Origin of the sequence: Sphingobium boeckii, assembly GCF_014199215.1 — a bacterium.
In the GTDB taxonomy this organism is placed as follows: Bacteria; Pseudomonadota; Alphaproteobacteria; order Sphingomonadales; family Sphingomonadaceae; genus Sphingobium_A; species Sphingobium_A boeckii.
Map to the genome: position 1 here is coordinate 603,799 of NZ_JACIJC010000001.1, position 19,132 is coordinate 622,930.

The window sequence follows — 19,132 nt, forward strand, 5'->3', positions numbered from 1 at the left end:
GTAGCCCCCGGTGAAATCCGCCGCAATGTCCCGCCCTCCCCAGGGCCGGACACGGCAGCGCCTGTCAGGTCGTGATGCCGATCGTCGCGATCGCGGTAAGACCGGTGGTGATGTCGCCCGTGATCGCAGGAGTCATGGCGGCGATCTGGGCGGCGCTGTTATTGCCAAACACATTGTCCGACGCGATCGACACTGCGGCAAAGCGGCTGACGCTGGTGCCGTAGCCGGTCGCCCCTGTGTAAACACTGGTGCAGGTGGCGGCGGGCATGGCAAGCTGCGAGGTGAGCAAAGCGTAGCGGCCCGCGGTGGCGTTCGCGATGCTTGAAAACACTTCGAAGTGCATGTGCGGAAAGCGGCCCGCATAACAGGCCGGAAAAATCGTGGTGAAGGTCACCTGGCCATTGGCGTCGGTCACCTGCACGCCGCGCAGGTAGCTTTGGCCCGGTATGTCATAGAGCGAATAATTGCCGTCCCGGTCGCAATGCCAGAGATAGACGGCATAGCCCGCCAGCGCTGCGCAACTGGCGTTGACGTTCACCACGGTGAGCGTGATCGTGAGCAGCACGCCGGGTGCCGCGGTCGAACCGTTTACGAAGCTGGTGCGGATATCGCTGCGGATCACGCCGCTGACCGCCAGCACATTGGAAGTCGATCCGCTCGCTGTGTTCGATCCATCGGCGGGATAGGGGCCGGCGGTTTCGGCTGGGTCCGCAATGCAGGTGGCCGTCGGGGTTGGGGTTGGTGTCGGCGTTGGCGTTGGCGTTGGTGTGGGAGTAGGCGTCGGCGTGGTCACGATCCCGCCGGTGCTCCCGCTCGAATCGCCACCGCATCCGGCCAGCAACGCCACCGTGCCCGCCGAAGCGAACAATCCCAGCGCCCGGCGTCGCCCTATCAACTGGCGTTCTATCACGCGCAGATCATTGGCAAGGCCAAGATCATGATCTTCGATTATGCTCATCCCAGGTCTCCCCTATTTGATTGAGCACCATAACGGCGCGATCGAACCCAGGGATTTCGGCACATTGCAGCCATGTTTCATCGCTTTTAGCGGTTCAGGCGCTGAACTTTGAATGAATTGCCCATTCCCGGCCGGTTCAGCATCAGCGCGCTAATGTCCTTTCATACCCGCTCCAGATGGCGGGACAGGAGACAGACGATGACCAACTTTTTCTTGAAGGCAGCAGGAGCTATGGCGCTGGGTGCGGCGGCGCTGGGCGCGGTCGCCACCCCTGCGGAGGCGCGGCGCGGCTGGCATGACCGTGGTCGGGATCATACGGGCACCGCGATCGTCGCGGGCGTCGCCGGTCTGGCCATCGGCGCGGCGCTCGCTTCGAACCGGGATCGCTATGAAGACCGCTATTATTATCGGGGCGGACCGCGCTATCGCGATCGCTATTATGACTATGACCGTCCCCGGTATCGCAACAATCGTGATTATCGAAGCTACCGTGATTATCGCGGCTATCGCGATTGCCGGACCCGCAAGGTCTATGATCCCTATCTCGATCGCCGGGTGAAAGTGCGTTACTGCCGCTAATATGAATAGGCCCAATTGCGATCCATTCGCATTGGGCCTATCTCATGCGGGATGAAGCCATTTTCCCAGCCGCTGCGCCTGCTCTGGTTGATGGGCGGCCTCCTCTGCGTGGCGCTGGGCGTGATCGGCGCATTCCTACCGCTGATGCCCACCACCATTTTCCTCATTCTGGCGGCTTTTTGCTTTGCGCGCTCCTCACCCCGGCTTGAGGCGCGGCTGCTGGAGCATCCGCGTTTCGGGCCGACGCTGCGCGCGTGGCGCGCCAATGGTGCGATCGCGCGTGGCGGCAAGGTGGCAGCCTGCACGGGGATGATCGTCGGTTTCGCGATTTTCTGGTTCACAGCGCATCCCGCCCCTTGGATGGCTGCGGCCGCTGCGCTGATGCTGGCGGGGTGTTCCGCGTTCGTGCTCAGCCGCCCTGCGCCGCCGGCGGCCAACTGAGGCTTGCCCGCCGTCGCCGCTGCGCATAGCACTGGCGCTTCATGTCTCTAGGAAGCGCATTCGATGGAACCCGTCCTGCAAAGCCTGATGTCGGGCCTGCCCTATTTCCTGCTCCACCTCACGGTATCGATCGCGGTGTTCCTGGTCGCGCTTTCCATCTATCTCTGGTTGACCCCGCATCGCGAGATGGCGCTGATCCGCCAAGGGAATCAATCGGCGGCGATCTCGCTGGGTGGCGCGGCGATCGGGCTGGGCATTCCCATGGCGATCTGCCTGCAAAGCGCGATCAACGTGTGGGATATCGTGATCTGGGGGGCGGTGACGCTGATCATCCAGGTGATCGCTTTTCGCGTGGTCGATCTGGTGCTGCACGATCTGCCCAAGCGGATCGAGCATGACGAGAAATCGGCCGCGATGTTTCTGGCTGCGATGAAGATCTCCATCGCTCTGCTCAACGCCGCCGCCGTTTCGGGCTGAACCCATGGCGCAAAGGCGCGGCGGCTGCTTTTTCTTCCTGCTGGTGATCTTCATCGGCGCAGCGATGGTCGTTGAAGACGAAGCCCCTTCCAATAATTGGCAGGCCAATCCGCGGCGTCCGGACTTAGCACAGGGCCATGGCGCGCCGCTGCCCGGCGTGGAGCCTGTCCCGGAATCGCAGATATTTCCCGCCACGCTCCCCGAATTCGGCATCGCGGACAGAGGCCGCCCGCAGGATAGCCAGGGCACTGGCTTTGCCGTGTCTCCGGATGGCATATGGCTCACGGCCGAGCATGTGGTGACCGGTTGCGATCGTGTGGGGCTGGCGACCGGGCCGAACAGTGCGGAGCGGGTGGGCCAGATCTTCGAAAGCCGGGTAAGCGATGCCGCGGCGATCGCGGGTGGCGCGCGCACCGCCACCACGCTGGCTCTCTCCCCCGTGATGCCGCGCGAGGGGGATGACGGTTATCACATGGGCTTTCCCTCCGGTCAGCCCGCGGTGGTGCACAGCCGCTTCATGGGGCGCGGCAATGCGGTGCATCCCGGTCGCAGCGAGCCCGTGCTGGCCTGGGCGGAGATCGAGCGGTTTCCGGATTTCGAACATGGCCTCGGCGGGATCAGCGGCGGGCCGACGCTGGACGTGCGCGGACGGGTGATCGGGATCAATTCGGCCGCGGGCGAACGGCGGGGCCGCGTGCTGACCACCGTGCCGGAAGCGGCGTCCGGCCTTTTGCAGGCGGCGCGCCTTCAAAGCGTCAGCCAACCACCGGGGCCGATCGCGAATGCCGCTGCTGCTGTGGCGCGGTTTCAGAATTTGATCGTGAGCGGTGCCATCCGGCAGGTCTATTGCGACGTGAACGAATGAGCGCTAGGCCGCGCGGCGAAACAGACATGTGAGATGATGATGACCGACACCCCTCCCGACCGCTTGGCGATCGATCCCGACAGCCCGTTCCACGATGCGGATTTGCTCGCACGCGGCATCGGCATCCGCTTCAAAGGTGTCGTGAAGACCAATGTGGAGGAATATTGTCTCTCCGAAGGCTGGATCCGCGTTCAGGCCGGCAAGACGCTGGACCGCAAGGGCAAGCCGCTGACGCTCAAGCTGGCGGGGCCGGTGGAAGCGTGGTTCGAGGATGCGGCGGGTGAGAGCGCTGCCGAGGCTGAAAGCTCTAACGAGGACTAGCCCAAACGCCGTTTGTCCCGAGCGCAGTCGAGGGACGTGGTGACAGTTCCCACGTCCCTCGACTGCGCTCGGGACAAACGGGATTAATCTGACTGCGGGTAACTTACTTCCGCAGCAGCGTGGCGTGCGATCCCGCGCCGCCGCCAGCCGAAGCGATCAGCAGCGGCTTTTCCTGTTCCGGCTGATCGGCATAGATGAAGCCGTAAAGCGGATAGCTGGTCATGCCCAGATCGCCGATCGGGCCGTACCAGACCTTCACCTGGCTCCAGTCGCCCGCTGCAGACACGTCGATCGCGCGCACGTCGCGTTCGATCTGCCCGCCGCGCGACCAATTCGCGTGGGTGAGCAGCACTTCGCGGTCCGAAACGATCTGGCTGACCATCGCGACATGGCCGACGCGCATCTTGGCGTGTGCCTTGAAGGCCATCACGGCCCCGATCTTGGGCGTGGTGCCGCGCGCATAATGGCCATCGGCCTGGCCCCACCAGGTATTCGCATTGCCACGAATCTGAATGCCGGAGATTTCGCGCGCATAGGGCGCGCACTGCCAATATTGGGCGGCTGCAGGGGCCATCGATGCGAACATCATGCCCAGCGCCATGATCGAGCCGAAAATGGCTCGCGTAACCCGAATTGTCATGAAATTCCCCGTGCGACCGTTCAACCTGTCTAAGCTGCTGCATCGCAGCATGGGAAGGGCGTCACGTTAACAACGGTTCATCTATGCGATGATCCGTTGGGAGTCCGGGGTGAGGCGCTTCTAACGCGTGATGGCGCTCATGGGTTCCATCCCAAAGTCTTATCCACCGTGGTCGCGGTCACAGAATGATAGCCCGGCCGCGCCTTGGTATAGATGCTTTTGGCCAGCGGCATTCCCCATGGGCCTTGCGCCTGCAGCGCCTTGAACAGCGGATCGACGAACTTGCGGCGGCCCATGCTGGTCAAAAACTGATCGGCGGACGCGGCGGCGGGCGGATAGCGATTGCCGATCGCCAGCATCAGCCAGGCGAAGCGGATCTCGCTATTGCCGGAGGATGAGAGTTTCCACGCGATATCCAATTCCGCCAGCTTGGGCGCTGGCAGCGTGCGTGGCAGCGTGTTGAGGAAGCGCTGATATTGCTGCGTAGACCAGGCTTGATTGGGGATCGCGCTGGCAGAACCACCGCCGGCAAATGCCTTTGCGGCGGCATCGACCTGCACGAAAGCCGAAGATGTCACATGCACCGCATTCTTGGGCAGACCAGGCTGATAAACCCAGGCGTCGAGCCCGATCTTGTCCTCAAGCGCCTTGTCACCCTTGAACAGATGCGCGCGCATGTCCGCCAGCAACCCCGCGCTGGTCTGCGGCTGGAAGGCGAAGCGATCGAAATAGCTGCGCAGATAGGCATCCCAGCGTTCGCGGCCCACGGCCTGTTCGATCGTGCGGAGGAAAACCGCGCCCTTTTCATAGGCGATGTCGGTCATGCCATCATCGGGATCGCGGCCCTTCAGGTCCAGATGCAGCCGCGAATCCGGCGCACCCCAGCCGCCCGCATCGGTGGCGGCGGTCTGCATGTCGCTCCAGCCGAGATCGGCGAGCATGGCCGCGCGTTCCTTGCCTTCCATCGCCTCCATGATCCGGTTTTCGAAATAGACGGTGAAGCCCTCGTTCAGCCAGAAATCATTCCATGTCGCGTTGGTCACCAGATTGCCCGACCAGCTATGCGCCAGTTCGTGCGCGATCAGGCTGACGAGCGATTTATCCCCGGCGAGCACGGTGGGCGTCACGAAGGTGAGCCGTGGATTCTCCATCCCGCCGAAGGGGAAGCTGGGTGGCAGGACGAGCAGATCATAGCGGCCCCAGCGATAGGGGCCGTAAAGCGATTCCGCGGTGCTGACGAATGTCTCCAGATTGGCGAATTCCGCTGCGCTCTTCTCCAGCATCGAAGGTTCGGTCCACACGCCGGTGCGCGGGCCGATCTTCTTGAATGCCAGATCGCCCACCGCAATCGCGATCAGGTAGGGGGCGACAGGCTTGTCTTCCTTGAAGCGGAAGATGCGCCCGCCGTCGCTTTCCTCGCCATCGGGGGTGAGCATTTCCGCGCTCATCACGGCTTTCAGTTCCTCCGGCACGGTGATCGTCGCGTCCCAGGTCTGGCGGATGCCGGGGCTGTCCTGCGTTGGGATCCAGGTGCGGTTGAGCGTCGCCTGGCCCTGGCTGAAAAGATAGGGCGATGTCTTGCCCGCGGTCTGCGCCGGGCTCAGCCATTGCAGCGCCGCCGCACCCGGGGCGGAGGCATAATGCACCACGATATGCTGCGTCCCGCCAAGTTGCACGGTCAGCGGCGCGCCCAGGATCGGATCAGCCTTGCCGATCGCGAAGGGCAATTGGCGGCCTTCCTTGTCGGTCACCTGGCTGACGACGAGCCCCTTGTCGTCGAGCACCACCTGCTTGGCATCCTTCGCCACGTCGAGATCGAGCGCGGCGGTGCCCTCCATGATCTTCCTGTCGAAATCGACCGTCAGATCGAGCGAGACATGGCGCACCCGCGCTTCCTGCGGCCTGGCATAGCTGTGCAGATCTTGCGCTTCATCGCTGATCAGCACCGTGGAGGTCTGCGGCGCTGATGTGTTCTGCTCCTGCTTGGGGCCGCCGCAGGCGGCAAGCGTGCAGCACAGCAGGGCGGGGGCGAAAAGGGAGCGGAGTTTCATGCGGTTGCGGCCCGTATAGCGTCGCGCCCCTATGCGGGCGTCTCAAGGATAGGCCGGAAACTAGAGCAGGATCGCGGGGGAGGGAAGGGCAGCGCACATCCGTCTGCCCATCCGCCCCCTCGCATCAGCGGATTATGTCCGCGCTTTCTGACCAAACAGCATGGCGCGGGCCTTTTTTGCCTCTTCGGTATCGGCTTCCAGCGGCTTGCGAAGATCTTCGCCAACGGCTTTGCCGTTCGCAAAGCCCGCGCGGGTGCCGCAGCGATCGATCCAGGCCGCCACGTTGGGAAAATCGGCAATGTCCTGACCGAAGCGCTCCGCCGAAATCGCCCAGGGCCAGATCGCGAAATCGGCAATGGAAAGATCGCCCGCCACGAAATCCCGATCTGCCAGACGCTTGTCCAGCACGCCGAACAGACGGTTCATCTCATTGGTGTAGCGATTCCTGCCATAAACCAGTTTCTCGTCATCGGGCTCGATCGCGGGCGCATAATGACGGAAATGATTGGCCTGCCCCGCCATCGGGCCAAAGCCGCCCATCTGCCACATCAGCCAGCTTTCGACCTCCGCCTGATCGCGCGCATCCTTGCCGCCGAAAAGCCCGGTCTTGCGCGCCAGATATTGCAGGATCGCACCGCTTTCGAAGATGGAGATGGGCTGTCCCCCCGGTCCATCGGAATCGACCAACGCGGGCATCCGGTTGTTCGGGCTGATCTTGAGGAAATCGGGTTGGAACTGTTCGCCGGCCCCGATATTTACCGGGTGAACGGTATAGGGCAGGCCCATTTCCTCCAGGGCGATCGTGATCTTGTGGCCATTGGGCGTGGGCCAATAATAAAGGTCGATCGACATGGGGACTCCTTCTGCGCGAAGGCTAGGATATAGGTCATGTCGAGGGACATGCTAAGGGGGCGACCATGGCTTTTACGATCGATGCGGTGCTGACCGGCAAAGCTGTCCGCTATACGGATACGGGCGAGCGCAGCGCGATTGCCAAGACGCCCATCGATGACGCGCTGGCTGTCGGTTTTCTGGGGCTGGAGGGGGATGAGCAGGCTGATCTGAGCGTGCATGGCGGTTCGGATAAGGCGATCCATCATTATCCGCGCGATCATTATGGTTTCTGGCAGGAAGCGCTCGATGGCCACGCCCTGCTCGGCGCGCCCGGCGCGTTCGGAGAGAATATCTCGACGCTGGGCATGAGCGAGGATGAGATGTGCATTGGCGATCGCTTCCGGCTGGGCACCGCCTTGGTCGAGATCAGCCAGGGCCGCCAGCCTTGCTGGAAGCTGGGCCACCGTTTCGATATCGCCAAAGTGCCCGCGATGGTCGTGCAGACGCGGCGGAGCGGCTGGTATTATCGCGTGATCGCGCCTGGCGCGGTCGCGGCGGGCGACACGCTTGATCTGGTCGAACGGCGCTATCCCGAATGGAGCGTGTCACGGGTCTTCGCCCTGCTGATCGGCGGCGGCGCCAAGAAAGACCCCGCCGCCACCCGCGCCCTTGCAACGCTACCGCCGCTGGCGGAGACGTGGAAGGCGAGGGCGGGGAAATTGGTGGGAAGCTGACGGCCCTAAATCAGATGCGCCGTTACGCCGATTGAAGTCGCAGCCTGCGCCTGCAATTTGTCCAGCGTGACAAGCTCTGCCGCCGCTTCACGCGCAACAGCCAGATGGAGCGCATCGCCTGCCCTAAGGCCGCTTTCTTGCCGATCGACGATCCTGGCGGCATTTTCGAAATGAACGCGCGTCAGCGGCATAAGGCGGAGCGCGCCGCCCAACAGCGCGAAAAATGCAGTCAGCGCAGCCGCGCGGTGGACGTCCTCGATCTGGCCGGTGCGCAGCTTGATCGAAAGGGCCGAGGAAAATTCGGTTACCGTCCAGTCGCTGGTCGCAAGGCTGGATGGGTGCGCGGATAACCAGCTTTCCACCTCATTGGATTGAACCTCCGGCGTCAGCAGCGCCACCAGGACCGACGTATCCAGATAATGCGTCAATAGCGCTCGCCATCGCGGACAGTGCGCATGAAATCGCCCGCGGATACCGGCTGCACCGGCATGGTGTCCCTTAGCTGGCGCAAGGCGACGAAGTCGATCGGATCACGCACGCCCTCTATGGGAACCAGCCGGGCCACAGGCCTTCCGCGCCGTGTGATGACAAGCTGTTCGCCCGCCTCCACGCGATCGACAAGTCCGCTCAAATGCGCCTTGGCATCGGCGAGAGAAATGCTACCCATAACGCCTCCTGACCAATTACATGGTCATGTAGCACGTCCCTCGTCTCGCTGCAATCCAGCCTCAGTTGAACCGCCCCTTCGTCGCTGCCTTTTCCTTCAGCAGTGGCGCGATATCGAAGCCGTGTTTTTCCAGGCCCGCGACGATCTTGTCATTGCCTTCCAGGTCCGCCCAGAACATCGGGCCGCCGCGGTAGATCGGCCAGCCGTAACCGTAGATCCACACCACATCGATATCCGACGCGCGCTGCGCCATCTTTTCTTCCAGGATCAGCGCGCCTTCGTTGACCATCGTATAAAGCGTGCGTTCGATGATTTCCTGATCGCTGATCTCGCGCTTCACCGCGCCAGCCTTGGCCGAGAAGTCGTCGATGATCGCCTGCACCTCGGGACTGGGCGAAGGATTGCGCTTTTCATCATAATCATAAAAGCCCTTGCCGGTCTTCTGGCCCCAGCGGCCAACCGCGCACAGCGCATCGCGGACATTCTCGATTCTGGACGGATCGCGATGCCAGCCGATATCCACGCCCGCCAGATCGCTCATCTGGAACGGCCCCATGGGCATACCGAAATCCATATGGACCTTGTCGATCTGCTGTGGCGTCGCGCCTTCCATCAGCAGTTTCATGGCCTCGATCTGGCGCGGCTTGAGCATCCGATTGCCGATAAAGCCGTCACACACACCCGCGACGACCGCAACTTTCTTGATCTTCTTGGCGACCGCCATGGCCGTGGCGAGCACATCATCCGCGGTCTTCGCGCCGCGCACCACTTCGAGCAATTTCATCACATTGGCAGGCGAGAAGAAGTGCAGGCCGAGCACATCCTGCGGCCGGCTGGTGGCGGCGGCGATCTCGTTTACGTCGAGATAGCTGGTGTTGGACGCGAGGATCGCGCCGGGTTTGGCGATGGTGTCGAGCTTGCCGAACACCTCTTTCTTCACGTCCATATTCTCGAAAATGGCTTCGATGATCAGGTCGCAATCGGCCAGATCTTCGATGTTCAGCGTGGGCGTGAGCAGGCCCATCGCCTGTTCCACGGCTTCGGGCTTGATCCGGCCCTTGGCGGCGCTGGCTTCGTAATTCTTGCGGACCACGCCGGTGCCGCGATCGAGCGCGGCCTGCTCCTGCTCCACGATGGTCACCGGTATGCCGGCACTGAGGAAATTCATCGAAATGCCGCCGCCCATCGTGCCCGCGCCGATCACGCCGACCTTCCTGATGTCGCGCAGCGTGATGCCCTCGGCGATCCCGTCGATCTTGCTGGCCTTGCGTTCGGCGAAGAAGATGTGCCGCTGTGCCGCCGATTGCGCCCCGAACATCAGCTTGGTGAATTGTTCGCGCTCGAACGCCATGCCTTCGGCGAACGGCAGGCGGGTGGCGGCCTCGACGCAGGCGATGTTGGCGGCGGGCGCTTCAAAGCCGCGAAATTTCTTCGCATTCGCCTTGGCGAATGCCTCGATCGACGCCGGATCGCCCTTGACGGGCATCTCGCTCGACTTGCGCGGCCCCCTGGAGATCGCGTCCTGCGCAAAGGCGATGGCATCGGCTGCCAGCGTGTCGTCACCCGCGATCTTGTCGACCAGGCCGAGCGCTTCGGCCTTGGCGGCGCTGATCGGTGTGCCGGTGGCGCACATCTCGACGGCGGCTTCGATCCCCGCCACGCGCGGCAGACGCTGCGTGCCGCCCGCACCGGGCAAGAGGCCGAGCTTCACTTCGGGCACGCCAAGCTGCGCGGAGGCGACCGCGACACGGTAATGACAGGCGAGCGCGGTTTCGAGCCCACCGCCGAGCGCCGTGCCATGGATCGCGGCGACCACTGGCTTGGGGCAATTCTCGATGAAATCGACCAATTCGGGCAACCAGGGATCGACCGGCGGCTTGCCGAATTCGGTGATATCCGCGCCCGCAAAGAAGGTGCGTCCATCGCAGCGGATGACAACCGCTTTCACGCTGTCATCGTCCATCGCTTGCTGAATGCCGGCCTGCAGACCGATGCGCACGGCAGCGCCCAGCGCATTGACCGGGGGATTGTTCGAAATGATGACGAGCACGTCGCCCTGGCGTTCGGTGGTGACTACAGACATTGTCTCTTCTCCTGATTCAATCGGCCAAGGCCGCGTAAAGCATCGTCTTGATTTCCCGCCGCACCGGATAGGTGCTGGAAGGCATAAGCTGGGTCATGAACAGCATGATGATCTCTTCATGGGGATCGACGAAAAAGGCGGTGGAAAACATGCCGCCCCAATAGAAATCGCCAATGGACCCCGGGATCATGGTCGCCGCGGAATCGATCGTTGTGGCGAAACCGAGACCGAAGCCCGCGCCCGCATTCTCCGCTTCGCTGAACAGCGCGGTGGAATGTTGCGTCAGATCACCGCCGCCGGGCAGATGGTTCGCGGTCATCAGGTCGAGCGTCTTGCGGCTGAGGATCCGCGCACCATCCAGTTCGCCCTCGTTCAGCAGCATCCGGCAGAAGCGATGATAATCACTCAATGTGGAGGCCATGCCGCCGCCACCCGAGAGCTGTTGCGGTTTTTTCGCCCAGGCGGTGGTGGCGCCGGGATCCCACAATTTCATCTTCGCGACCGGATCGAAAACCTGGCAATCGGGCACGCGCGCGATCTTGCTGTCCGGAATCTGGAAATGCGTGTCGTCCATGCCCAGCGGGCGGGTGATCCGCGCGGCGATCACCTCGTCCAGCGGCGTGCCTTCGATGCGCTGGATCACGGCACCAAGGATATCAGTGGCGATCGAATAATTCCAGGAACTGCCGGGATCGAATTGCAGCGGAATATACGCGAGCAGCGCGATCAGCTCTTCCAGATCGGGGCCACTGAACGCTTCCAGTCTGGCCTTGCGATAGGCCGCGTCGATCGGCGTGCGCTCCTGAAAACTATAGGTGAAGCCCGCGGTGTGCCGCAGCAGATCGATCATCCGCATCGGCTGGGTGCAGGGGCGGCTGACGAACGGTGTATTGCCGCCGCCCGCCACGAACACGCCCAATTTGTTCCATTCGGGAATGATCTTCGTGACCGGATCGGACAGCGCGATCTTGCCCTCTTCCACCAACTGCATGAACGCCACCGAGGTGATCGGCTTGGTCATGGAGGCGATGCGGAAAATGGCGTCTTGCTTAAGCGCTTCGCCGGGCCGCGCTTCGCCCTGCACCGAAAGATGCGCGATCTCGTCACCCCGCCCGATGAGCACAGCGGCATGGGGCAGTAGGCCGGGATCGAGATATTTCGCCTTCAGATGCGCCGGGATGCGGGCCAGTCGCTCGGGCGAAAAGCCGAGCTCCGCGGGGTCGGAGACGGTGAGAGTCATCTCAAAACTCCGTTCGTGTCGAGCAAAGTCGAGACACCTCTGGTCGCAATGTCCTTCGTTCGGGACAAACGGGCGTGGGGAGAAATCACGCTGCGGTTTTCCCCGTTTCCTGCCGCGTGACGGGGTGCGAACTCGATAGCCCGCCATCCACCACGATCGCCTGTCCATTCACATAGCTGGATTCATCGGACGCCAGGAACAGCGCGACATGCGCGATTTCCTCCGGCTGGCCGGCGCGGTGCAGCGGATTGAGACGGCCGATCTTTTCCTCCACGCCCTTTTCGCGGGCATATTCGAACGCGCGCTCGGTCATGCCCGTCTCGATCAGGCCGGGGCAGATGGCGTTGACGCGCACGCCCGTGCCCGAAAGCTGCTGGGCGGCGGTCTGCACCAGATTGATCACCCCCGCCTTGCTGGCGGAATAGGCCGGGCCGCCCGCACCCGAGCGCAATCCAGCGACGCTGGCGGTGCAGATGATGGAGCCGGAGGCGCGCTTCATGATCTCCTGCCCCGCATGTTTGATGATCAGAAAGGGACCGATCAGATTGACCTGCAAGATCTGCTGCCAATCATCCATGCTCTGATCGAAGATTCCGGGCAGCCCGCCCGAGATGCCCGCATTGGCATAAGCGATGTCTATCCCGCCATAGGAGCCACGCGCGGCCTCCACCATCTTGGCCACATCGTCTTCGCGGCCCGCATTCATCTGCAGCGCATTGACCGTGCCGCCATCCTCGCGAATCATCTTGGCGGTTTCATGCACGCTCTCGGCCTTGTCGCCGATCACGAGACGGGCGCCGTGTCGCGCAAACAGCAATGCGGTGGCGCGGCCAATCCCCGAACCCGCGCCTGTGATGATCGCGCTCTTGCCCTCTAGTCTCGAAGCCATGTCCACATCCTCAGATTGTCTGGCCGCCATCGATAGCGATGGTCCGCCCGGTAAGGAAGGTCGATGCGTCAGGCACCGGCTTTCACCGCGAATTCCCATGCCGATTTGGCCAGCCCGTGCACCCGCGCCGCGGTCGCCTCGGCCTGCGCGCTGGATGCGGTGCCGTCCACGATCCGTTTCTTGATGCCCTGGACGATGCCGGTCAGGCGAAAGAGATTGTAGCTGAAATACCAGTTGAGATCGGGCACGCCGCTGCGGCCGGTCGCCGCGCAATAGCGTGTCACCGTCTCTTCCAGCGACGGAATGCCGAGCGATTCCAGGTCGAGGCCGCCGATGCCCGATCGGCCTTCCGGCTCGGTGACCCAATTCATCAGATAATAAGAAAAATCGGCCAGTGGATCGCCGAGTGTAGAAAGCTCCCAATCCAGCACGGCGCGCACCCTGGGCTCGGCGGCGTCGAAGATCATATTGTCGATCCGGTAATCCCCGTGAACGATGGACGTCCGATCCTGCGCAGGCACGGTGCGCGGCAGCCATGCGATCAACCGCTCGACATCGGGCATGAACTCGGTCTCGGACGCGCGATATTGCTTGGTCCAGCGGCCCACCTGCCGCTCGAAATAATTGCCGGGCTTGCCATAGTCGCCCAGTCCCACAGCGTCGTGATCCACGGTGTGCAGCGCGGCCAGCGTATCGGTCATCCCATGATAGAGTCCGCGCCGTTCTTCGGGGGCCATGCCGGGGAGCGATCCGTCCCAAAGATTGCGACCTTCGACCATGGCCATCACGTAAAACATGGATCCGATCACGTGATCGTCCGCGCACAGGCCATAAGGCCGCGCGACGGGGAAGCCGGTGGGATGCAGCGCCGCGATCAGCCGATATTCGCGGTCCACCGCATGGGCGGAGGGCAGCAGCGCGCCAAAGGGCTTGCGCCGCAACACATAGGCACCGCTGGCGGCGTCGATCCGATAGGTCGGATTGCTTTGCCCGCCCTTGAATTTGGACAGATGGATCGGCCCTGCAAAGCCGGTGACATGGGCCGTCATCCACGCGGTCAGCGCGGTCTCATCGAGCCGGTCCCTTTCGGGGACTTCGGTGGTGCCCACCATGTCTTTGTCTGCAGCGGCGACCATCAGCGCCCCGCAGCCGCCCGGGCGGCAGCAATGGCTTCGCGCCCGCCGTGTCTGCCGAACTCCATCCGCGCGATCGAGCGATTGTGCACCTCGTCCGGCCCGTCCGCCAGCCTGAGCGTGCGGATGCCGGCATAGGCCTTGGCCAGATCGAAATCCTCGGACACGCCCGCGCCGCCATGCGCCTGGATCGCATCGTCGATGATGCGCAGCGCCATGCGGGGGGCGGAGACCTTGATCATCGCGATCTCGCCCTGCGCGCCCTTGTTGCCCGCTTTGTCCATCATGTCCGCCGCCTTCAGGCAGAGCAGCCGGTTCAGTTCGATATCGATCCGGGCTTCGGCGATCCTTTGCTCCCACACGCTCTGTTCGGCGAGCACCTTGCCGAAGGCGACACGGGACAACAGGCGCTTGGCCATCGCGTCGATCGCCGATTCCGCCACACCGATCGTGCGCATACAATGATGGATGCGCCCCGGCCCCAGCCGTCCCTGCGCGATCTCGAACCCGCGGCCTTCGCCCAGCAGCATATTGTCCACCGGAACACGCACGTCCTTCAGCTCGATTTCCATATGGCCATGCGGCGCGTCGTCATAGCCGAACACCGGCAGATGGCGCAGGATGTTCACCCCCGGCGCGTCCAGTTCCATCAGGATCATCGATTGCTGCGCATGGCGTTGTGCCTCGAAATCGGTCTTGCCCATCACGATCGCGATCTTGCAGCGCGGATCGCCCGCGCCCGAAGACCACCATTTGACGCCGTTCAGCACATAATGATTGCCATCCCGTTCGATTCGCGTCTCGATATTGGTCGCGTCGGAAGAGGCGACGGCGGGTTCGGTCATCAGAAAGGCGGAGCGGATCTCCCCATCCATCAGCGGCTTGAGCCAGCGATCTTTCTGATCGCGCGTGCCATAGCGGTGAAGCACCTCCATATTGCCGGTGTCCGGGGCGGAACAGTTGAAGGCTTCGGAGGCCCAGCTAATCCGGCCCATCTCCTCGGCGCAGAGCGCATATTCCAGATTGGTGAGGCCGGGGCCGTCGAATGCAAAGCTGTCGTCCACATGCACCCGGCCCGATGTGGGGGGCATGAAGAGATTCCAGATGCCGGCCGCCTTGGCCTTGGCCTTGGCCTCTTCGACCACGGGCAGCACTTTCCAGCGCCCGCCCTCGCGCTGCTGCGCATGATAATCCGCATCATGCGGCCGGACATGGTTTTCGACGAAGGCGCGCACGCGGTCTCGCCAGTGGCTTTGCCGTTCGGTGAGGGTGAAATCCATGTCCGTCTCCATACCGTCTTCATGATCGAGATTTGCGAAAGCCGATTTAGGGCGCTTTGTGAACCCCTGAAATCATCTGCAAAGCGGGCATTTCGTCCTTGCCGTTACGGCTTGCGGGGTTCGCGTCGTTATTGATATCTCCCGTTTCGGCTTTCCCGGGTCAGGCTTGCCCCCATGAGGCAAGCACGGGCTTGAACAGTGCGGCGGTCAAGCATACTGACTGTTCGAAACACTGTTCCACCCGCCCTCTCCGGAGTCGATATGAGCGATCTTGAAACCTTCCGTGCGGAAACGCGAGTCTGGCTTGAGGCCAATTGCCCGCCCGAGATGCGCGAGCCTGTCCGCGACGAGACCGATGCCTGTTGGGGTGGTCGCAATCCCACCTATAAATCGCCCGCGCAGAAATTGTGGATGGATCGGATGGCCGAAAAGGGGTGGACGGTGCCCGATTGGCCCAAACCCTATGGCGGCGGTGGCCTGTCTCCGGCGGAATCCAAGATATTGCGTGAGGAGATGGCCAAGCTCGGCTGTCGCAGCCCCTTGTCCAGCTTCGGCATCTGGATGCTTGGCCCGGCGCTGCTGAAATTCGGGACCGAAGCGCAAAAGATCCATTATCTGAACCAGATCGCCAAGGGCGAAATCCGCTGGTGCCAGGGTTATTCGGAGCCCGGTTCTGGATCGGATCTGGTATCCCTCCAGACTTTTGGCGAGGATAAGGGCGATCACTGGATCGTTAATGGCCAGAAGATCTGGACCAGCTATGCCGACAAGGCGGACTGGATCTTCTGCCTGGTCCGCACGGACAAGCATGACAAATATAAGGGCATCAGCTTCCTGCTGTTCGATATGGCAACGCCCGGCGTCACCACGAAGCCCATCAAGCTCATCTCCGGCAATTCGCCGTTCTGCGAGACCTTCTTCGATAACGTCCCCGTGCCCAAGGATCAGATCGTCGGAGAATTGAACCGCGGCTGGGATGTGGCGAAATATCTGCTGGGGCATGAGCGGGAGATGATCTCCGGCGCAGGCAATGCGCCCGTCGGTTCGCTGGGCGCGCTGCACAAGGAATTGATGGCGCAGGATCCGCTGCTGCGTGCGGAAATGGCGAAGTTGGATGTCGATACGCTGGCCTTCCGCGCGATGGGCGAAAAGTTCATCGACGAAATGAAGGCGGGCAAGGGCCATCCCGCCCAGCCCAATATGATGAAATATTTCGGTACCGAACTGAACAAGCGCCGCGCCGAGCTGGTGATGGCGGCGGGCGGATCGGACGCGCTCGAATGGGAAAGCGACGGGTCGGGCGGTGGCGCCAAGCCGCGCCAGTGGCTGCGCACCAAGGCCAATTCGATCGAGGGCGGCACCAGCGAGGTGATGCTGAACGTGATCGCCAAACGCATCCTCGATCTGCCGGGAGCCTGACAACTATAGCCCTCTCCCCTTCAGGGGAGAGGGTTGGGAGAGGGGGCGGTCGGTCACCTCTCAAACTTTGAAAACATTGGGCCGGGCGGCGGACTCCCCCTCTCCCCGGCCCTCTCCCCTGAAGGGGAGAGGGAGATAGAAATGCCACTGTATTACGATGACGATCAGGCCATGCTGCGGGACAGTGCTTCGGCATTCATGAAGACCGAAGCGCCGACCACGCATTTCCGCGAATTTCGCGACAGGAATTGCAGCGATGGTTTCTCCCACGATCTATGGAAGCAATTCGCCGAAATGGGCTTCTCCGGCATGTTGATTCCGGAAGATCAGGGTGGGCTTGGCATGGGGCATGTCGAGGCCGGTATCGTGCTCGAAGAGATCGGCCGCAATCTGTCTCCTTCGCCTTTCCTCACGACCTCGGTCATAGGCGTCGAGGCGCTGAAGGCCGCCGACGCCGCGACGCGCGGAAAATGGCTTCCGGGCATCATCGCGGGCGAAACGGTGATCGGCATCGCGGTGGACGAAGGCGCGAAGCACCGGCCCGAACAGATCGCGATGACGGCGGAGCGTTCGGGCAACGGCTTCCGCCTCACGGGCAAAAAGCAGTTCGTGGTGCAGGGTGCTGCGGCGGACCTGCTGATCGTCGCGGCGCGCACTGCGGGCGCGCCGGGGGAGACGGACGGGCTGACGCTGTTCGCGGTGGACAAGGATGCGGCCCATCTCTCGATGGAGGCGGCGCGTCTGGTCGATTCCAGCATGGGCGCGCATGTGAATTTCGATGGCGTGGAGGTGGATGCCGATGCCGTGATCGGCGATGTCGACAATGGCTGGGCGGTGCTGACCAGGATGCTCGATGCAGGCCGGATCGGCGCGGCGTCCGAAGCGATCGGCGTGGGCGCGGCAGCGATGGATATGACGGTGGATTATCTCAAGCAGCGCAAGCAATTCGGCCGGTTGATCGGTGAATTTCAGGCGCTGCAGCACCGTGCGGCGCATCTCTATGCGGAAATGGAGGTTGCCCGGGCGGCTGTGCTGAAGGCGCAGCAACTGCTCGATGCCGGTGATCCCAAGGCCGAATTGATGATCGCAGTGGCCAAGGCCAAGGCCGGGCAGGCGGTGAGTCTGGCGGTGAAGGAAGGCGTACAGATGCACGGCGGAATCGGGATGACCGACGAATATGATATCGGGCTTTACATGAAGCGCGATCGGGCGCTGGCGGAGTTCCTGGGGGATGCGAATTTCCATGCAGACCGCGTGGCGCGGCTGCAGGGTTATTGAATGGCATTAGACCCCGAAACCTTTGATGCGCTGATCGAGACGATCCGCCGCTTCGTCACCGAACGACTGCGCCCGCTCGAGGCGCAGGTGGGCGAGGAGGACGAACTCCCCGCGGCTCTGATCGAGGAGATGAGGCAGCTCGGCCTGTTCGGGCTTTCTATCCCGGAGGACTATGGCGGGCTTGGCCTGTCGATGGTCGAGGAACTGAAGATCGCCTTCGAATTCGGGCGCACCTCGCCCGCGATGCGGTCCGCCTTCGGCACCAATGTGGGCATCGGCAGCCAGGGGCTGGTGATGTCGGGCACGCCCGAGCAGAAAGAGAAATGGCTCCCGCGCATCGCCACTGGGGAGATCATCACCAGCTTCGCGCTCACCGAACCCGATGTCGGATCGGACAGCGCCGCTGTGAAGCTCCGCGCGGTCCGTGACGGCAATGTCTGGAAACTCTCGGGCACCAAGCGCTATATCACCAATGCGGACAAGGCTTCGCTCTTCACGGTGATGGCGCGCACGGGCGGGGCGGGCGCACATGGCGTCTCCGCCTTCCTCGTCCCCGCCGATCTGCCGGGCCTCACCATCGGCATCCCCGAACGCAAGATGGGTCAGCAGGGCGCGCATGTCTGCGACGTCAATTTCGATGACGTGCCCGTGCCTGCGGAGAATATGCTGGGCGCGGAGGGCGATGGTTTCAAGGTGGCGATGCGCGTGCTCGATCGCGGGCGGCTTCATATCTCGGGCGTCTGCGTCGGCGTGGCGGAGCGGCTAATTGCGGACAGCGTGGCCTATGCCGTGGAGCGCAAGCAATTCGGCAAGCCGATCGCGGAGCATCAACTGATCCAGGCGATGATCGCCGATTCCAAGACCGAGGCGCTGGCCGCGCGCGCCTTCGTGCTGGATGTGGCGGCGAAGAAGGATGCGGGCGAAAACACCACGATGGAGGCCGCAGCGGTAAAGCTCTTCGCCTCCGAAATGGTCGGCCGGGTGGCCGATCGCGCGGTGCAGATCTTCGGCGGCGCGGGCTATATTGCGGATTACGGGATCGAACGCTTCTACCGCGACGTGCGCCTGTTCCGCATCTATGAAGGCACCACACAGATACAGCAGCTTGTCGTCGCCCGCGAGACGATCAGGCGGGGAGGATGAATTTAGCCCTCTCCCCTTCAGGGGAGAGGGTTGGGAGAGGGGAATATCATGTCATGAGGGCCGGCGCATGAGGACACTCCCCCTCTCCCCGGCCCTCTCC

The 19,132-nt window shown here is 62.8% G+C and carries 20 protein-coding genes; 9 read left to right on the forward strand and 11 right to left on the reverse strand.

Features of this window, described 5'->3' with window-relative positions:
• Positions 1-64: 64 nt before the first annotated feature.
• Positions 65-958 (reverse strand): dioxygenase family protein, encoded by an 894-nt coding sequence (locus FHS49_RS03100; protein ID WP_184015094.1) that lies wholly within the window; start codon positions 956-958, stop codon positions 65-67.
• A 198-nt stretch (positions 959-1,156) separates the two neighbouring features.
• On the opposite strand from FHS49_RS03100, the gene FHS49_RS03105 reads away from it, so the two are divergent.
• The 5 genes from FHS49_RS03105 (at position 1,157) to FHS49_RS03125 (ending at position 3,641) form a co-directional block, all read left to right on the forward strand.
• Positions 1,157-1,537 carry a hypothetical protein gene (locus FHS49_RS03105; protein WP_184015096.1) on the forward strand — a complete coding sequence of 127 codons (381 nt, stop codon included), beginning with the start codon at positions 1,157-1,159 and terminating at the stop codon, positions 1,535-1,537.
• Positions 1,538-1,588: 51 nt separating this feature from the next.
• Positions 1,589-1,978 (forward strand): YbaN family protein, encoded by a 390-nt coding sequence (locus tag FHS49_RS03110; RefSeq protein WP_184015098.1) that lies wholly within the window; start codon positions 1,589-1,591, stop codon positions 1,976-1,978.
• Between the two features lie 63 nt (positions 1,979-2,041).
• On the forward strand, positions 2,042-2,455 hold the full coding sequence (locus FHS49_RS03115) for a DUF350 domain-containing protein (protein ID WP_184015100.1): 414 nt from the start codon (positions 2,042-2,044) through the stop codon (positions 2,453-2,455).
• Positions 2,456-2,459: 4 nt separating this feature from the next.
• The gene (locus tag FHS49_RS03120) at positions 2,460-3,320 is read left to right on the forward strand and encodes a S1 family peptidase (protein ID WP_184015102.1); all 861 of its coding nucleotides are present in this window, start codon (positions 2,460-2,462) and stop codon (positions 3,318-3,320) included.
• Between the two features lie 39 nt (positions 3,321-3,359).
• A complete protein-coding gene (locus FHS49_RS03125; RefSeq protein WP_184015103.1) occupies positions 3,360-3,641 on the forward strand; it encodes a DUF3297 family protein in 282 nt (93 codons plus the stop codon).
• Positions 3,642-3,744: 103 nt separating this feature from the next.
• Here FHS49_RS03125 and FHS49_RS03130 read toward each other — a convergent pair whose 3' ends face one another.
• From FHS49_RS03130 to FHS49_RS03140, 3 genes are all read right to left on the reverse strand, one after another.
• On the reverse strand, positions 3,745-4,281 hold the full coding sequence (locus FHS49_RS03130) for a CHAP domain-containing protein (RefSeq protein WP_184015105.1): 537 nt from the start codon (positions 4,279-4,281) through the stop codon (positions 3,745-3,747).
• Between the two features lie 137 nt (positions 4,282-4,418).
• Positions 4,419-6,332: a M1 family metallopeptidase gene (locus tag FHS49_RS03135; RefSeq protein WP_184015107.1), complete on the reverse strand. Its 1,914-nt coding sequence runs from the start codon at positions 6,330-6,332 to the stop codon at positions 4,419-4,421.
• 132 nt (positions 6,333-6,464) lie between these two features.
• Positions 6,465-7,184 carry a glutathione S-transferase family protein gene (locus tag FHS49_RS03140; RefSeq protein WP_184015109.1) on the reverse strand — a complete coding sequence of 240 codons (720 nt, stop codon included), beginning with the start codon at positions 7,182-7,184 and terminating at the stop codon, positions 6,465-6,467.
• A gap of 65 nt (positions 7,185-7,249) precedes the next feature.
• Here FHS49_RS03140 and FHS49_RS03145 point away from each other — a divergent pair, with 65 nt between their 5' ends.
• The gene (locus FHS49_RS03145) at positions 7,250-7,900 is read left to right on the forward strand and encodes an MOSC domain-containing protein (protein WP_184015111.1); all 651 of its coding nucleotides are present in this window, start codon (positions 7,250-7,252) and stop codon (positions 7,898-7,900) included.
• A 5-nt stretch (positions 7,901-7,905) separates the two neighbouring features.
• Here the strand turns inward: FHS49_RS03145 and FHS49_RS03150 are convergent, their stop codons facing one another.
• The 7 genes from FHS49_RS03150 to FHS49_RS03180 form a co-directional block, all read right to left on the reverse strand.
• Positions 7,906-8,328: a type II toxin-antitoxin system VapC family toxin gene (locus FHS49_RS03150; protein ID WP_184015113.1), complete on the reverse strand. Its 423-nt coding sequence runs from the start codon at positions 8,326-8,328 to the stop codon at positions 7,906-7,908.
• Entirely contained in the window at positions 8,325-8,567 is a 243-nt protein-coding gene (locus FHS49_RS03155) for a type II toxin-antitoxin system Phd/YefM family antitoxin (RefSeq protein WP_184015115.1), read from the reverse strand. Before FHS49_RS03155 ends, FHS49_RS03150 begins: the two co-directional genes overlap by 4 nt.
• Before the next feature lie 61 nt (positions 8,568-8,628).
• On the reverse strand, positions 8,629-10,650 hold the full coding sequence (locus tag FHS49_RS03160; RefSeq protein ID WP_184015117.1) for a 3-hydroxyacyl-CoA dehydrogenase NAD-binding domain-containing protein: 2,022 nt from the start codon (positions 10,648-10,650) through the stop codon (positions 8,629-8,631).
• Between the two features lie 16 nt (positions 10,651-10,666).
• A complete protein-coding gene (locus tag FHS49_RS03165) occupies positions 10,667-11,890 on the reverse strand; it encodes a serine hydrolase domain-containing protein (protein ID WP_184015119.1) in 1,224 nt (407 codons plus the stop codon).
• Positions 11,891-11,975: 85 nt separating this feature from the next.
• Positions 11,976-12,779, reverse strand: coding sequence for an SDR family NAD(P)-dependent oxidoreductase (locus FHS49_RS03170; RefSeq protein WP_184015121.1), 804 nt, complete (start codon positions 12,777-12,779; stop codon positions 11,976-11,978).
• 68 nt (positions 12,780-12,847) lie between these two features.
• Positions 12,848-13,915 carry a phosphotransferase family protein gene (locus tag FHS49_RS03175; RefSeq protein WP_184015123.1) on the reverse strand — a complete coding sequence of 356 codons (1,068 nt, stop codon included), beginning with the start codon at positions 13,913-13,915 and terminating at the stop codon, positions 12,848-12,850.
• Positions 13,915-15,192, reverse strand: a complete 1,278-nt coding sequence (locus FHS49_RS03180) for an acyl-CoA dehydrogenase family protein (protein ID WP_184015125.1) — start codon at positions 15,190-15,192, stop codon at positions 13,915-13,917. The genes FHS49_RS03175 and FHS49_RS03180 overlap by 1 nt, the downstream gene beginning before the upstream one ends.
• A gap of 261 nt (positions 15,193-15,453) precedes the next feature.
• On the opposite strand from FHS49_RS03180, the gene FHS49_RS03185 reads away from it, so the two are divergent.
• The 3 genes from FHS49_RS03185 to FHS49_RS03195 all read left to right on the forward strand — a co-directional run bounded on the left by FHS49_RS03185 (position 15,454) and on the right by FHS49_RS03195 (position 19,032).
• On the forward strand, positions 15,454-16,611 hold the full coding sequence (locus FHS49_RS03185; RefSeq protein WP_184015127.1) for an acyl-CoA dehydrogenase family protein: 1,158 nt from the start codon (positions 15,454-15,456) through the stop codon (positions 16,609-16,611).
• A gap of 141 nt (positions 16,612-16,752) precedes the next feature.
• The gene (locus FHS49_RS03190; protein ID WP_184015130.1) at positions 16,753-17,889 is read left to right on the forward strand and encodes an acyl-CoA dehydrogenase family protein; all 1,137 of its coding nucleotides are present in this window, start codon (positions 16,753-16,755) and stop codon (positions 17,887-17,889) included.
• Positions 17,890-19,032 (forward strand): acyl-CoA dehydrogenase family protein, encoded by a 1,143-nt coding sequence (locus tag FHS49_RS03195; protein ID WP_184015132.1) that lies wholly within the window; start codon positions 17,890-17,892, stop codon positions 19,030-19,032.
• Positions 19,033-19,132 lie beyond the last annotated feature (100 nt).